The organism is Marivita sp. (genome assembly GCF_020055675.1).
Taxonomy (GTDB): domain Bacteria; phylum Pseudomonadota; class Alphaproteobacteria; order Rhodobacterales; family Rhodobacteraceae; genus Marivita.
Window position 1 is genome coordinate 204,920 of the sequence record NZ_JAIPUS010000002.1, and the last position, 14,281, is coordinate 219,200.

General features: G+C 59.8%; 13 protein-coding genes and 1 pseudogene. 7 read left to right on the plus strand and 7 right to left on the minus strand.

Features of this window, described 5'->3' with window-relative positions; all coding sequences use genetic code 11:
* Positions 1-23: 23 nt before the first annotated feature.
* The 3 genes from LCF59_RS02840 to LCF59_RS02850 form a co-directional block, all read right to left on the minus strand.
* On the minus strand, positions 24-893 hold the full coding sequence (locus LCF59_RS02840; protein WP_292285373.1) for a GTP-binding protein: 870 nt from the start codon (positions 891-893) through the stop codon (positions 24-26).
* Between the two features lie 11 nt (positions 894-904).
* Positions 905-2,488 (minus strand): amidohydrolase, encoded by a 1,584-nt coding sequence (locus tag LCF59_RS02845; protein WP_292285375.1) that lies wholly within the window; start codon positions 2,486-2,488, stop codon positions 905-907.
* Between the two features lie 119 nt (positions 2,489-2,607).
* Positions 2,608-3,510, minus strand: coding sequence for a LysR family transcriptional regulator (locus LCF59_RS02850; protein ID WP_292285377.1), 903 nt, complete (start codon positions 3,508-3,510; stop codon positions 2,608-2,610).
* A gap of 102 nt (positions 3,511-3,612) precedes the next feature.
* Between LCF59_RS02850 and LCF59_RS02855 the strand changes: the two genes are divergently transcribed.
* The 7 genes from LCF59_RS02855 (at position 3,613) to LCF59_RS02885 (ending at position 11,145) form a co-directional block, all read left to right on the plus strand.
* Positions 3,613-4,605, plus strand: a complete 993-nt coding sequence (locus tag LCF59_RS02855; protein WP_292285379.1) for a TRAP transporter substrate-binding protein — start codon at positions 3,613-3,615, stop codon at positions 4,603-4,605.
* A gap of 56 nt (positions 4,606-4,661) precedes the next feature.
* Positions 4,662-5,195 carry a TRAP transporter small permease gene (locus tag LCF59_RS02860; RefSeq protein ID WP_292285380.1) on the plus strand — a complete coding sequence of 178 codons (534 nt, stop codon included), beginning with the start codon at positions 4,662-4,664 and terminating at the stop codon, positions 5,193-5,195.
* Positions 5,192-6,487, plus strand: a complete 1,296-nt coding sequence (locus LCF59_RS02865) for a TRAP transporter large permease (RefSeq protein WP_292285382.1) — start codon at positions 5,192-5,194, stop codon at positions 6,485-6,487. Before LCF59_RS02860 ends, LCF59_RS02865 begins: the two co-directional genes overlap by 4 nt.
* A gap of 4 nt (positions 6,488-6,491) precedes the next feature.
* Entirely contained in the window at positions 6,492-8,096 is a 1,605-nt protein-coding gene (locus tag LCF59_RS02870; protein ID WP_292285384.1) for an amidohydrolase family protein, read from the plus strand.
* Positions 8,097-8,551: 455 nt separating this feature from the next.
* Positions 8,552-9,223 (plus strand): cupin domain-containing protein, encoded by a 672-nt coding sequence (locus tag LCF59_RS02875; protein ID WP_292285386.1) that lies wholly within the window; start codon positions 8,552-8,554, stop codon positions 9,221-9,223.
* On the plus strand, positions 9,223-10,215 hold the full coding sequence (locus LCF59_RS02880) for an FAD-dependent oxidoreductase (protein ID WP_292285462.1): 993 nt from the start codon (positions 9,223-9,225) through the stop codon (positions 10,213-10,215). The genes LCF59_RS02875 and LCF59_RS02880 overlap by 1 nt, the downstream gene beginning before the upstream one ends.
* 309 nt (positions 10,216-10,524) lie before the next feature.
* On the plus strand, positions 10,525-11,145 hold the full coding sequence (locus LCF59_RS02885) for a methyltransferase domain-containing protein (RefSeq protein WP_292285388.1): 621 nt from the start codon (positions 10,525-10,527) through the stop codon (positions 11,143-11,145).
* Positions 11,146-11,455: 310 nt separating this feature from the next.
* Here LCF59_RS02885 and LCF59_RS02890 read toward each other — a convergent pair whose 3' ends face one another.
* The 4 genes and pseudogenes from LCF59_RS02890 to LCF59_RS02900 form a co-directional block, all read right to left on the minus strand.
* Positions 11,456-11,845: a carboxymuconolactone decarboxylase family protein gene (locus tag LCF59_RS02890; RefSeq protein ID WP_292285390.1), complete on the minus strand. Its 390-nt coding sequence runs from the start codon at positions 11,843-11,845 to the stop codon at positions 11,456-11,458.
* A gap of 21 nt (positions 11,846-11,866) precedes the next feature.
* Complete coding sequence (locus LCF59_RS02895) at positions 11,867-12,520, minus strand: LysR substrate-binding domain-containing protein (protein WP_292285392.1); 654 nt, start codon at positions 12,518-12,520, stop codon at positions 11,867-11,869.
* A 60-nt stretch (positions 12,521-12,580) separates the two neighbouring features.
* A pseudogene (locus LCF59_RS17775) lies at positions 12,581-12,763 on the minus strand (LysR family transcriptional regulator); the annotation flags it as partial.
* Positions 12,760-14,277 (minus strand): tripartite tricarboxylate transporter permease, encoded by a 1,518-nt coding sequence (locus tag LCF59_RS02900; protein WP_292285394.1) that lies wholly within the window; start codon positions 14,275-14,277, stop codon positions 12,760-12,762. The pseudogene LCF59_RS17775 and the gene LCF59_RS02900, both read right to left, overlap by 4 nt.
* Positions 14,278-14,281 lie beyond the last annotated feature (4 nt).

Below are 14,281 nucleotides of genomic sequence, written 5' to 3' on the forward strand. Positions count from 1 at the left end.
CCGACCATGGCTGGCTCGGCGTCTCAGTGATCAGATTTGATCACCGACGCCCACCAGGCCTCAACCTCGGCCAAGTCGACACGCCCGCGGAGGCCGATCCCGACAAGCGCTAGCGCGCCGGCATCGTTGGCTGGTGTGATCTCGATATTCTGACCCACGACTTGCACACCCCACGCCGCTCCCGCGCTGTCGACAACACAGCCTTTCACGCGAAAAAGCCCGGGCGGGCGACGGGTCAGCGCCTGATGCAGGGCTGCCTTGTCAATGTTGGTGAGCTTTTCGCTGATCCACGATGTGTAGTCAGGATGCGTGCCGACGCGGTCCAGCGCTGTTGCGGGGACCGGATCGGATAACACGAGTTCCAAAACCGCCGCGCTATCGGGGTTTCGCAGAATTGGCGCATTGGTGAGTTCGTTTAGACGCGTTTCCAACTTGTCTGACACCTGTTTGGTCATGACGACAAGGTCCGCCCTTGCAACTTGGTCGCGGACCTGCGGACCGATCAGAGGGTCGTGGGCCAATCCATCAAATTCCTGACCATCGACCAGCGTCACAATTCCTGCATAACGCATGTCGGGTTCGGCCCGGGCGGCGTTGGCGATGCGCGACGGATCTGCGACGCCGCTGGCCTCGACGATCAAGTGATCGGGGCGCGGGCGGCGATCCAGCGCGTCTCCGAGAGCAAGGTACAAGTCCGATCCCATGGTGCAGCATACGCACCCATTGGTCAGGGCAATGGTGTCGTCATCTTTCGACGCAAGCAGTGCCGCGTCGATGTTGACAGCGCCGAAATCATTGACAAGGACCATCAGGCTCAAACCGTGATCTCCGGCCAGCAACTGATTAATGAATGTGGTTTTCCCGGCACCGAGGTAGCCAGAAATCACACTCATCGGCAAGGGTGTCATAGCACTGTCGCGTTTCCGCCAAAGACCGTTCCAAGAACGCGGATGTCTTTAAGCGTTGCCGGGTCTTCCTCTAGCGGGTTTGCCTCAAGAATAGCAAAATCCGCACGTTTCCCGACCGAAATCGAGCCAATCTCGTTATCCAGCTTCAGGGTTTTTGCCGCGCCCATCGTGATTGCATAGAGCGCCTCTGAAACCGATATACGCTGCGCCGCACCCAGCAAATTGCCGGTCATGGTTTGTCGGTTGACCGCGCACCACGCCGTAAAAAGCGGCCCCATCGGGGTGACCGGCGCATCTGAGTGGATGCCGACCGTCAGGCTTGCGTCCAAGGCGGATCGCACAGCGTCCATGCGGTTCGCGCGATCTGCGCCAATGGTCAACGCGATGTGCTGATCACCAAAGTACCAGAGATGATTGGCAAAGAGGTTCACCGAGATGCCGAGGTCGGCACAGCGCTGGAATTGGGCGTCATCCATCATCTGCCCGTGTTGCAGTACATGCCCGTGGTCGGGCCAGGCGCGAAGGCGCATGGCGTTGGCCAATGCGTCGATCACGATTTCCGAGGCCTCGTCTCCATTGACATGGACGTGCATCTGAACGCCAACGTCATGGAGCGCGGCACAGGTCGCATAAATCTGGTCTGGCGCCATGTTCCAGATGCCATTTGGCTGCCCACCGACATAACCGGGCCATTTGACCCGCGCGGTCCACCCCTGGATCGACCCATCGGTCATCAGTTTCACCGCGCCAAGGCGGACCTTGTCGGTGGACTTCGCTTTGAGGTCCAAAGCGCGCGTGGCAAGCGTTGCAGGGTCACCGCTCGCCGCCAGAGCGGGCACGATGCGCAGCGGAAAATCCGTCTCGCCCGTGACTGACATCATCACGTCAAGGTCTTCGTCCTCAAGCTGGGAAAACAGGTCCGTTACCGTCGTGACACCCGCCCGGGTGGCGACCTGAGCGTAAGACCTGATCGCACTTTGCTTCTGTGACAAGGCGCGAAAGTCGATCCCCAACCGCCGCATGATCGGGAACATCGCCGCCATTTCGTGCAGCTCACCAGTCGGTGCGCCATCGGGGCCTTTGACAACACCTTCCGCGTTGGTCGCGTCAGAATATCCCACCATGTCGAGCGCGGCGGAATTCACGCACATCAGGTGGAAGTTCGAAAACAGGATCGCAATGGGCCGGGTGGTCGACACCTTGTCGAGATGCGCGCGGCTGAGGCGGTCATCCGACAGAAAGATCGGATCGAAGCCCCACCCGATCAGCGGTGCATCGGCGGGCAGCGTCGCCTCGATCTCGGACAGACGCGTGACGACATCCTCGAGCGATGACAGCCCGGTCCAAAGGCGGCCTTCGGGGTCGATCCGGTCGTGGTACCCAGTATACGCGAAATCCCAAATCGCGCCCGCCATCATATGTGCGTGACCCTCGACAAACCCGGGCATCAACACCGCGTCGGCAAGTGAAGCATCCTGCGTAACCTCCCCCCATTGGTCCGCGCAGGTTGCATCCCCAATGGCGAGGATGCGCCCATCGCGCACGGCGACATGGGTGGCGGTCGGCACGTTCGGATCCATGGTAACGATTTCTTTTGCTTGAAAAAGCCTGATTTCTGACATGGATACCCCAAAGCTGCCCTCCCTCAAGCCTACAGCAGAATGACACCAAGACAACGAGTTTCGAGGATCATTCCGCCTCAAACGAACGAGCCCGGCACAGGCAGACTGCGCAGGTATTCGACAAAGTGGCGTGTCGGGCCGCCCATGTGATCGCGCCGCCAGATCGCCGTGGTCAACAGGCGCTCGCTCACGTCCTCGATGGGGATCATGACCAGACCGGGGGGCAACCCGCCACAGACCTTTTCGGTCAGCACAGTCACTCCCATCCCGCAGGATACGAGGCCAAAGATACCGGCCGTATTGAATGCCTCTTGCACGATGCGCGGCGTGAACCCGGCCCTACGGCACAGCGGGATAAGGTAGTCGTAAAAATGCTGCCAATCGGTTGAACTCCCATGCACGAAATCCTCGGTCGCAAGATCCGCAAGACGGATCGACGGGCGCGGCGCGAACGGATGGATGTCGGCACAAACGCAGACAAAGGCTTCTGATTGGACAGGAAGTTCTTCGTAGCCTTTTTTGTTCACTGGCCCGGTGACGAATCCGATGTCGAGTTGACCCTCTGCCAGCCGGCTCAATTGGGTCAGCGTCACGCCGTGCTGGGGGTCGAGCGTGATCTGGCACTGGCGTTCCTGAAACCCCTTGAGCAGGGTCGGCAAAGGGCCCGCAATCGCAAAATCGGTATACCCGATGCGCAAGGCTCCGACCCGCCCATCATTTGCATTGCGCACGTCTTCGGTGGCACGGCGCATCAGGCTCAGCATTTCGATGCACCGTTCCAGAAACACCTGACCCGCCGGGGTGATCTGAACGTTTCGATTTGACCGGACAAAAAGGGGCACGCCCAGTTCCATTTCCAAAGTCTGGATTGCTCGGCTGAGCGCGGGTTGCGCGATACCAAGCCGGTCTGCTGCACGCCGGAAATGCAGTTCTTCCGCGACAGCCACAAAGTACCGCACGAGACGAAGGTCAGAGCGCATGATGCCTCAAGAGTATCAAAAAAGACATATTTGATATTATGCCCTAAACACGTCACATGCAAAACTGAAAGAAAAACCAGATATACAACAAGGAGACTGAACATGCGATTTAACACCAAAACGCTTGGCACGCTGATGGCCCTGACGATGTCAACCACTGCGGTTTCGGCGCAAGACATCACGATGAATGTAGGCTTCGGCGCCCCCGAGGATTCAATCTATGGCCGCTTTGGCGCGATTTTCGAGGAACTTGCCGAAGACTATACGGACGGTGCAGTCGATGTCCGCCTGCGCTGCTGCAACCAGGTGGCGACCGAAGACGAAGGCTTTCGCGCGATGCAGTTGGGCACGGTGGACGGCTTTTTCATCACCGCCAACAACGTCTCGCCACATTGGCCGCTGATGGATGTGACCGTGCTGCCGTACATCTTCCAGAACACAGATCACCTAGCCCGCGTCGTGGACGGCGAGGTTGGCGATTTCATCCGGTCGAAGCTTTTGGCCGATACCGGCGTACATCTGCTGAGCTATGGTCCCGCGCTTTATCGTGATTTCTACAACTCGGTCCGCCCGGTCGAGACGATGGCCGACATGGATGGGCTCAAGATCCGCACGCCGAACAACGCGGTGATGCTGCAGACCTTCGAGGCTTTCGGCGCGAACCCCGTGCCGCTCGCGTGGTCCGAAACCCCGACCGCATTGCAGACGGGCACCGTGGATGGCGGCGACAACGGCACGTCCTTCATTCGCGACATGAGCTTTTACGAGTTCATGCCGAACCTGGTGATCCTGGAACACTTCGTGTCGATGGCCCCGCTCTTTGCATCCTCGACCTTCATGGACCGTCTGAGCGAAGAACAGCGTGAACAGATCATGCGCGCCGCCGTCGATGCGGGAAATCAGTTCAGTGAAGAGATCCGGACCGAGACCGAGGAAATCCGCGAGTGGCTTACGACCGAAGGCGGCATGACCCGGACAGACCCGGATCGTGCGGATTTTATCACAGCCGCTCAAGAGGTTCAGCAGGCCGTTGCGGCAGAGCGTGGAGAAGAGTTTGTTAACTTGGTCAACATGATCAACGCCGCGGCCGAATAAACAAGACTGGCGGGAGCCGAAACAGGCTCTCGCCCAATACAGACTAGGGGCAGGTCATGGCCGTTCTGAGATGGCTCGAGAAACATTTCGAAGAGGCGCTGTGCTGCATTGCGTTGTCGATCATCGCTGTGGCGGTGATCTCGCAAGTTCTGGCGCGCTACGTGTTCCAAGTGGCCCTTCACTGGACGGAGGAAACTGCCGCGATCTGTATGGTATGGGCCGTCTACATGGGCGCCTCGTTGTGCGTGCGCGAACGGTTCCACATCCGTATTCTGGTCGCGGTTCAGGCCCTGCCGACTGCGATCGGGCGCTATACGGTCTTCTTGGCCGATCTCGCTTGGGCCGCATTCAGCATCATCATGATCAGGGTCAGTTGGGAATACCTCACCGTTCTTTGGAAGTTCCCGTCTCGCAGCCCGAGTCTTGGAATCAACGAGTTCTACCCGCAGACCATCCTGGTGATCGGCTACAGCCTGATGCTGGCCCGGCTGATCCAGACCTACGTGATCTGGTATCGCGACGGAGCGCATGGTTTGCCCGGCATGCTGGTTGAAGATGGCGATGTTCCGGAAGAGGAGCATTTGTTTTGAACGAGCTCTCAATCCTCGCGATCTGCTTTGTCGTACTGACGCTGATCGGTGTGCCGTTGTTTGCCGCCGTAGGTTTGACAACCGCTTTGGCGCTGTTCCTGATCGAAATCCCGTACACGCTTCTGGCGCAGACGGGGTACAACAGCCTCACGCCATTTCCACTGCTGACCATTCCCTTGTTCGTGTTGGCCGGACGGTTGATGGAAACCGGCGGCATGGCGAACCGCATGATCGGCATCGCGACCAAGCTGGTTGGCGCCTATCGCGGCTCGATGGGGCTGGTGACGGTGTTTGCCTGCATGCTCTTTGGCGCGTTGTCCGGATCCGGACCGGCGACGACCGCTGCGATCGGATCGGCCACAGTCCCTGCGATGAAAAAAGAGGGCTACGATGTTCCCTTCGCAGCCGCCATTACTGCCAGCGCCGGCGCGTTGGGCAGTCTGATCCCACCATCGAACCTCATGATCATTTACGGGCTTGTCTCGGAAACCTCGATCCCACGCCTTTTTCTGGCTGGCATCATCCCCGGTTTCATCGTGACCACGCTTTTGATGATGACAACCTACATCATCTCCCGCCGAAGCGGATACGGCGGCGGTGGCGCCCCGTTTAGCTGGGGTCCATTCCTCACTGCGGCCTGGGAGGGAAAATGGTCCATCGGCGCACCAGTGCTCATCCTTGGCGGCATTTACGGTGGCATTTTCACGCCAACAGAAGCTGCGGGTGTGGCTGTGTTCTATGCGCTGTTTGTTGGTCTTTTTATCTATCGGGAACTCACGGTACGCAAAGTGCTCGAAGCGCTGCGCTTCACGGCGCTTCTGACAGGTATCCTCATCCTGCTCACTCCGACGCTCGCATTCGGCCAGTTGACCGCTTTTTACGATGTGCCGGCCGCGGTGCAGGCCGGGATCATGTCGCTTACAACAAGCCCGTTCCTGGTGCTGTTGCTGATCGGCATTTTCTACATCTTCATTGGGACCTTCATGGAAAGCCTCGCGCAGATCGTGCTGTTCACCGCAGTGTTCCTGCCGCTCGTGGTGTCGCTCGGCATCGATCCGGTGCTGTTCGGCATATTTACCGTCATCACCTGCGAAATCGGGTTTTTGACGCCACCTCTGGGCGCAAATCTGACCATTGCCTCGCGCATCTCGAAAATTTCACTCGAACGGATCTCGGTGGCAGTTCTGCCATTCATCGGGGCTTATATCGTCGGCATGATCATTCTGATCCTTTTCCCCGAATTAACCCTGTTCCTGCCCAACTGGGTCTATGGACCCGCATCCGTGAGGTAACCTGATGTTCGATCTGATCCTGAAAGGTGGAGAGGTGTTTGATGGCACCGGAGCGGACGGCAAAATTGTTGATGTCGGCATCAAGGACGGCATCATCACTGAAGTCGGAGCGATACACAACGACACCGGCGCCGAGGTGATTGATGTCTCCGGCCTGACCGTGGCCCCGGGGTTCATCGACATGCACACGCATTCCGATTTCACGCTCATTGCCGATGGCCGTGCCGAAAGCCAGGTGCATCAGGGGGTAACAACCGAAGTCATCGGTCAATGCGGCATCTCTTGCGCACCGGTCTGTTCACACGCTGCGATCAGGCAGGTCGCGCCATGGTTTACCGAGAAAGCCAAGCACCGAAAATGGTTGGGATTCGGCGAATACCTCGATGTTTTAGACGACACCGACCTTGGTGTGAACGTCGTAGCCTTCGTTGGTCACGGCACGATCCACCGCGCGGTTCTGGGCGGCGAGTTGCACGCAGGCGACCCCGGTGACGTGGCAAAAATGGCCACGCTTGTCGATCAATGCATGGAAGAAGGGGCCGGAGGCTTTTCCTCCGGCCTCGAATACTTTCCGGGGAGCCTTGCCGCCCCCGATCACCTTGTCCCGATGGTTGAGATTGCCGCGAAACACGGACGGCTTTATGCAACCCATGTGCGCAACCGCGACACCGAGTACGATCTGGGTTTCACCGAAGCCATGAGCACCGCGCGCCAGGCAGGAGCAAGGCTGCAGATCAGCCACATTCAGCCGAAGTACGGCGCGCCGAGTCACGCAATGGAACACACGCTCGAGATGATCGACATCGCACGCACCTATGATGGCAACATTGCGTTTGACGTGATCCCGCATGACTGGAACCACACTTTAATGGCCGCGATCCTGCCAAAATGGGCGCAGGCAGGCGGGATCGACGATGTCCTGAAACGGCTTGCCGACCCCGAGGCGCGCGACCGGATCAAGGCCAACCCCAAGCCCATGTGGCTGATCGTCAAAGCGCAGCAGTGGCAGGACATCATTCTGCTGAATGCCACTGAAAACAAGGACCTTGTGGGCGCAAGCTTTGACGAAATAGGTCGGATACGCGGCGTTGATCCCTACGACGCGGTTCTTGATATCCTACTTGAGGAAGGCGAGAACATGATGGCCACCATGTGGTCCTCCAAGAGTTTCCTGAATCTGGATATCGATCTTTGTCTTCAGCAACCGGAATGCGCTGTGATCTCGGATACGGTCGCTATCGCCAATGACGGCATTCTGAGCGACCACATCGGCTCTCTCAGTGGCTATGGCTGGGCGGCCCGGTTCCTGCAACACTATGTCCGGGACCGAAGCCTTCTGAGCCTGTCGCAAGGCATTGCCAAGATCACCGGAATCCCTGCGGACCGGTTGGGATTGAAGGGGAGAGGCAAGCTGCAAAAAGGATACCATGCCGATATCTGCGTTTTTGACCCGGCCGCGATTTGCAGCAATGCCACGGCGCGTCACCCCCGCAGATATGCCTCGGGCATTGCGCATGTTTTGGTGAATGGCAGCCTGTCCATGCGCAATGGGAAACGCACTGCCAACAATACAGGTGTCGTGCTGCGCGATTTCCAAAAAGCTGGATAAAGGCCGTCACCACGTTCTGCGCCTTTTGGCCCTGTGCAGTGTGTTTGTGACGATTGATATCTCGAACTGCGCAGGTTCCCGGGTGTTCCTGGTCCTCCAGCATGTGCAGACTCAGGCGTGCTTCGAAAATCGACTTGGTTGCAGGTCATCCAGTGCGCGGGATCATCTGCATGTTTTACGCAGACCCGGACATATATCTGCGCAGCGGGCGGCGGATCGACACGTCCCCTACCAGTCTGCGACTGGTGCGGCAAAGCTCGGCCAACGCAGTCAGAGCCAAAGGCCGTGGGTCCACTTCGGCGCCAAGACAAGCCCGGCGCAGAACCTTGAAGACGCGACCAATTCGTGGGAGGTGCCGCCGATCTGGCAGGCATCAGATGCGGATCTCGGGCAGGCTTGAAACAGGCTTGTTTCGCTACATGATTGGTATGAGAAATTCAAAGGAGCTGCGGACAATGTATCTGAATGCAGATTTCAGCCAACGGGCTATTGCTCGTTTTGCGGAAGATGAATGGGTCGATTCACCTATGCCCGGGGTGCAGCGCAGGATGCTGGACCGGATCGGCGGCGAAGTCGCCCGGGCCACCACGATCGTGCGTTTCGCGCCCGGCAGCAGCTTTTCCCCGCACACCCACGATGGCGGAGAAGAATACCTGGTTCTTGATGGTACATTCCAGGACGAGGATGGGGACTTTGCCACCGGCTCTTATGTGCGCAACCCGCCCACGTCGTCGCATACCCCGGCAGCACAGGATGGGGCGACCATTCTGGTCAAGTTGCACCAGTTCGACGCGGCCGATCGCACGCAGGTCCAGATCGACAGCCGCAAGACCGATTGGTCGGAGACAGCCCTTGGGGTCGAAACGCTGGACCTGCACGAAGATGATCGCGAACATGTGTCCCTCGAACGCTGGGCGCCGGGAACAACGCGGTCCTTGGACGCGTCGGGTGGCCTTGAGGTTTTCGTGATCGCGGGATCGCTTTCTGATGGCGTTGACACCCTGGGACCCTGGGACTGGCTGCGCCTACCCGTGGGTAGCACCTTCGACGCGACGGCCGGAGACGCCGGTGCGCGGGTCTGGCTCAAGACCGGGCACCTGCGCCACGTGCCGGACTACCCTGCGTGATGGACCAAACTGAGATCTGTATCATCGGCGCTGGGCTGTCCGGCCTCGCGCTGGGGACTGCACTGCGGTCCGAGGGCCATGACGTGACACTTCTCGAAGCGCGCGACCGCGCTGGTGGGCGGGTGCTTTCGCACCAGGGGTATGATCTCGGGCCTTCCTGGATCTGGCCGCACAACCACCGTATGCTCGCACTTGCCAGCCGTCTCGGTCTGCGCAGCTTTCCACAATACGCGTCTGGGCGTCTTGTCTTTGAGGATGCCAATGGCACAATTCGCCGTGACCTCGACTTCGCCACCATGGGAGGCGCGCTTCGCATTGAAGGCGGGCTGGCGCGCGTGACCGACGCTTTGGCCGTCCAACTTGGAGACAGCCTGCGCATCAATCACCCGGTGTGCCGCGTGACCGAGGACGCCTCGGGCGTGACGGTTGTGGGTGACACCTTCGAGATGCGCGCAGCGCGTGTCGTTTTTGCACTGCCGCCGCGGCTAACGGCGGGTTTCGGTGTTGCCGTCCCCGATGTGCCGACTTGGATGGCCGGTCACGCCAAGCTCATCGCCACCTATGATACCCCGTTCTGGCGGGACAGCGGGCTGAACGGCGATGCGATATCGCATCACGGGCCCCTGGCCGAAATCCACGACGCGTCACCGGTCGACAAAGGTGTCGGCGCGCTCTTTGGCTTTACCCGTCCCGGGGCCGCGCGCGACTCGGGGGTCCGCGACTCGGCTGTCGCGCAATTGACGCGTCTTTTTGGGCCAGATGCGGCGACACCAAATGACGTTTTTGTCAAAGACTGGAGCGATGATGTCGCCACGGCGACGCAGGCCGATCTCACACCACCACCAGGCCATCCGGCTTATAGCGCGATCCCACCCACAGCGCGTCTGATCTTTGCTGGATCAGAAACCTCATCAATTGATGGTGGCTTCCTGGAAGGCGCCCTTGCTGCTGCGGAAGCGGCGCACGCAACCCTTGCTCAGCGATTGGCCTGACTGGCCATCAGCCAGAATTTCTTGGCAGGCTTCGAGACAGCAATGGCGCGGCCCTGAAACGGCCTTTCTCTACGCAGAGCCTGGCAAGCGCGGCTCAGGCAGGCTGGAAAAGGCCACAGGGCCAGCCGTTTCGCGCGGTTTTATGAAAATGATCACGGCAGAGTTCGTCCGCCCGCCTGATCCTCGATCAGCAAATTTCCTTTGCCGGCTCAGGGCGCGTCGCTTTTTCACCATGAACCGTCGTTTATTGAATGATTGGTCCATTGGTGGTATCCGCAGACAGCCGCAATAACGGACAAGGAGATAAAGATGGCGCTCGCGAACTCGTTTCTGGACAACGTCTACAACACCGATGGCGGCGAAAGTATGCGCCGTTATTATGACGACTGGGCGAACAGTTATGACGCGGACCTGCGCGAGAACGATTACCGGACGCCCGGTCGATGCGCCGCGGCGCTTGCGCGGCATCTCGATGACAAGACCGCGCCGATCCTGGATTTCGCCTGCGGCACCGGCATCTCTGGCATGGCACTGAAAGAGGCGGGCTTCACAACGATCGACGGCAACGACATCTCCGACGGCATGCTGGAAAAAGCCCGCGCCAAAGGAGCGTATCGCGACCTTTTCCGCGCGGAACCCGATGGCGTTCTCGACGCCGGCGGACGGCAATACAAGGCCATCGTGGCGGTGGGCGCGATCGGCGCCGGCGCGGCACCGGTCGAATATCTCGACGAGGCCTTGGCGCATCTTGAACCCGGCGGCATTTTTGTCGTCTCGCTGAACGATCACACGCGCGAGGATCCGCAATTCGAAACGCGGTTGACGCAAGCGATCTCCGACAGCCGGTTTGAGAAGCTCATGGCCGAAGACGGCGAGCATCTGCCCGCGATCGGCCTCGGGGCGCGCGTGTGGGCGGTGCGACGGCTTTAATTGCAGAGCGCCAACGCGTGGCATTCTCAGGTTTCGTAGCGTCGTGAAGGCTTGCCAAGATCGCTGCGGCAGGGCCTTTCGTCGTCAGCCACGTCGCGAGACGGTTTCTCTTTCGGGGACCTTTTCCGTGGCGGCGGCCAGACGATCATCATCTCCCCACGCCAAAACGCCCAGGCTGGTTGAATTCTCGGCCTGAACTGCGCAACGCACCGTTTCGGGACCGCGCCCCGGCACGACCAATGCGGTGTGCCCGGCAAGCGCGCTCGAGGATCGCTTTACGGCTTACGCTGTTTCGAACGATAGCCTGCCGCTAGATCAGGCTGCGCTCTTCAAGAACCGTTCGCGCGCTGCGCAAGCACTCATGCGCTTGGGGAACGCCGCAGTAGATCGCCACAACATGGCAGATCGCGCGGATTTCCTCGACGCTGACACCATTGTCGATCGCACCGCGGCAATGCAGTTCCCACTCATGCATCTTGCCCATGCCACCCAGCATGGCGAGGTTCATCATGCTGCGCGTCTTCGGATCGATCGCGTCATCGCCCCAGCCGAACCCCCAGCACCATGCAGTCATCGCTTCCTGGAAAGGTCGGGTGAGGTCGTCTGCGCCGTCGAGGCTGCGCTGCACATACGCCTCGCCCAACGTCGCCTTGCGGCGGGCCAGTCCCATTTCGAACAGGTCTCTATCGAAGGTGCTCATCTTGTCCACTCCTCTGCTGGATCAAACCGGTTGCCCGGTCAAGCTTGTGATCAACGCGCTCGTTTGCGGGCTGAGCGCCGCGCGATCACGAATTGCGATAAACAGGTCACGGGTGGCCCATGTCTCATCCAGTGCGACCATAGCCAATCGTGTTGCATCCAAATATGGCTCGACCGCACCGAAGGGCAGTACAGCGATGCCGAGGCGCGCCTGCACCATGCGACGAACACCATCGAAGCTTTGCACGGCAACCTGCGTGTGGATCCGGGTGCCGAGCTCGCTTGCCTTGCGATCAAGGAAGGATTGAATGGAACTGCCCGTCTGAAGGGCAACGAAAGGTTCGGAGGCGATCTCTCCAAGCGTGATTTTCGATCGCACGGCAAGGTGATGATCGGCAGGTATGACGACAACCAGCGTGTCGCGCCGATATGGCAGTTTGACGAGGTCCTTGGCCGGGGTGAGTCCACTGAAAACGCCGATATCGGCGCGGTCAGTGCGGATCCAGTCAAGGACTTCAGGGCTGGTCATTTCAGAAAGCTGGAGTCGAAGGTCAGGCCGGCTGGTGACGAACTCGGCCAAATCCTCGGGAAGAAACTGAGAAATCGCGCTGCTATTGGCCGCCACGCGGATCGCGCCGTGAAGCCCCGATGCATGGGCGGACATGCTTGCGGCCATGCGCGCCAGAGCCTCCTGCACCGCTTCGTCATGGCGCAGAAGGTCGGCACCTGCCGACGTCAGGTCCACCCCTCGACGATGTCGGCACAGTAGCGGGGCACCGACATGCGCCTCAAGGTCTGCGATGCGTTTCGACACCGCCGAGGGCGCAAGGCTGTGCCGCGCGGCAGCGTGGGCGATGCTGCCGGTCTCCGCCACGGCCCGGAACAGGGCGAGCGACGTCAGGTCATAACCTGCGCTCACTCTTCTGTCAGGGGGGCGGACTTCGCCTGACGATGGTCGCGCACGGCAAGCCAGACTGACAGCATCAGGAAGGCGACTGTCACGATGTAGAGGCCGACGGAAATCGGGCTTGCAATCAGGATCGACCAGTCGCCATCCGAGATCGACATCGCGCGGCGCAGATTGCGTTCCATGTCACCACCCAAGAGCAGGCCCAGCACCAGTGGCACAAGGCTTACGTCCATCTTGCGCAGCAGATAGCCGACCAACCCGAAGAAAACCATCATCTTGAGATCGAAGACCGAGTTGGAGATCCCGTAGACCCCGACGAATGTGACGGCGGCGACAATGGGCATCAGCGCCCAAGTCGGCGTCATCATCAAGCGGGTAAAGATACCGATCATCGGAAGGTTGAGAAACAACAGCGTGATATTGGCCATGTAGAGCGACGCCACGAGGCCCCAGACCAGGTCGGGCTGACGTTCGAACAATAACGGCCCGGGTTGCACGTTGAGCGAGATAAGCATGGCCAAAAGCACAGCCGTGGTGCCGGACCCCGGAACACCGAGACTCAGCATCGGGATAAGCGCGCCGCCAGAAGCGGCGTTGTTGCCGGCTTCGGGAGCCGCCACACCACGCGGATCGCCCTTGCCGAATGTACCTTTCTTGTTCGATGTCTGCTTTTCCGCGACATAGGACATGAACGAGCCGAGCGAGGCCCCCGCGCCGGGCAGAACCCCCGCGACGAATCCGACACCCGACCCGCGGAGCATCGCCCAGCGGGTCCGCCAGATCGTGCCCCACTGCGGTAGCCAACTGCTCACCGGAATGGCCTTGGGCCGGTTTTTGAGGCTTTTCTCCAAGAGCATCAGGATTTCAGAGATCGCGAACAGGCCGACAAGGGCCACGATCGGTTCGATGCCGTCATAGAGATGAAAGCTGTCGAAGGTATAGCGCGGCACGCCCGATATCGGGTCGAGGCCCACGGTGGCCAGCAGCAGACCGATCAACGCAGACAGCAATGTCTTGCGCGGGTCGACCCCCGCGATGCCGCCGATGGTTGCAAAGGCGAGAATGTAGAGCGCAAAATAATCCGCCGGACCGAAATGGATCGCTGCGCGTGCAAGTATGGGAGCGAACAAGGACAAACCGATCACCGCGGTCGTGGCCCCAATGAAAGAGGCAACACCCGAGATGGCCAGCGCGTTCGCGGCCTGCCCCTGCACAGCCATCGGGTAGCCGTCGAGCGTGGTCATGATTGCCGGTTCGTCGCCGGGAATGTTGAGCAGGATCGAACTGATCCGACCACCATACATGCACCCGAAATAGACCGCCGAAAGCAGGATCATCGATGATGTGGGATTAAAGCCGAAGGCGAACGTCAAGGGGATCAGCACCGCGACACCGTTCACCGGGCCCAGCCCCGGCAGCGCACCCAACAACGTGCCGACGAAGCAGCCCATCAGCAGAAGGGCGATATTGAGCGGCGATAACGCGACCACAAAGCCTTGGCCCAGCAGCGACAGGATTTCCATGATA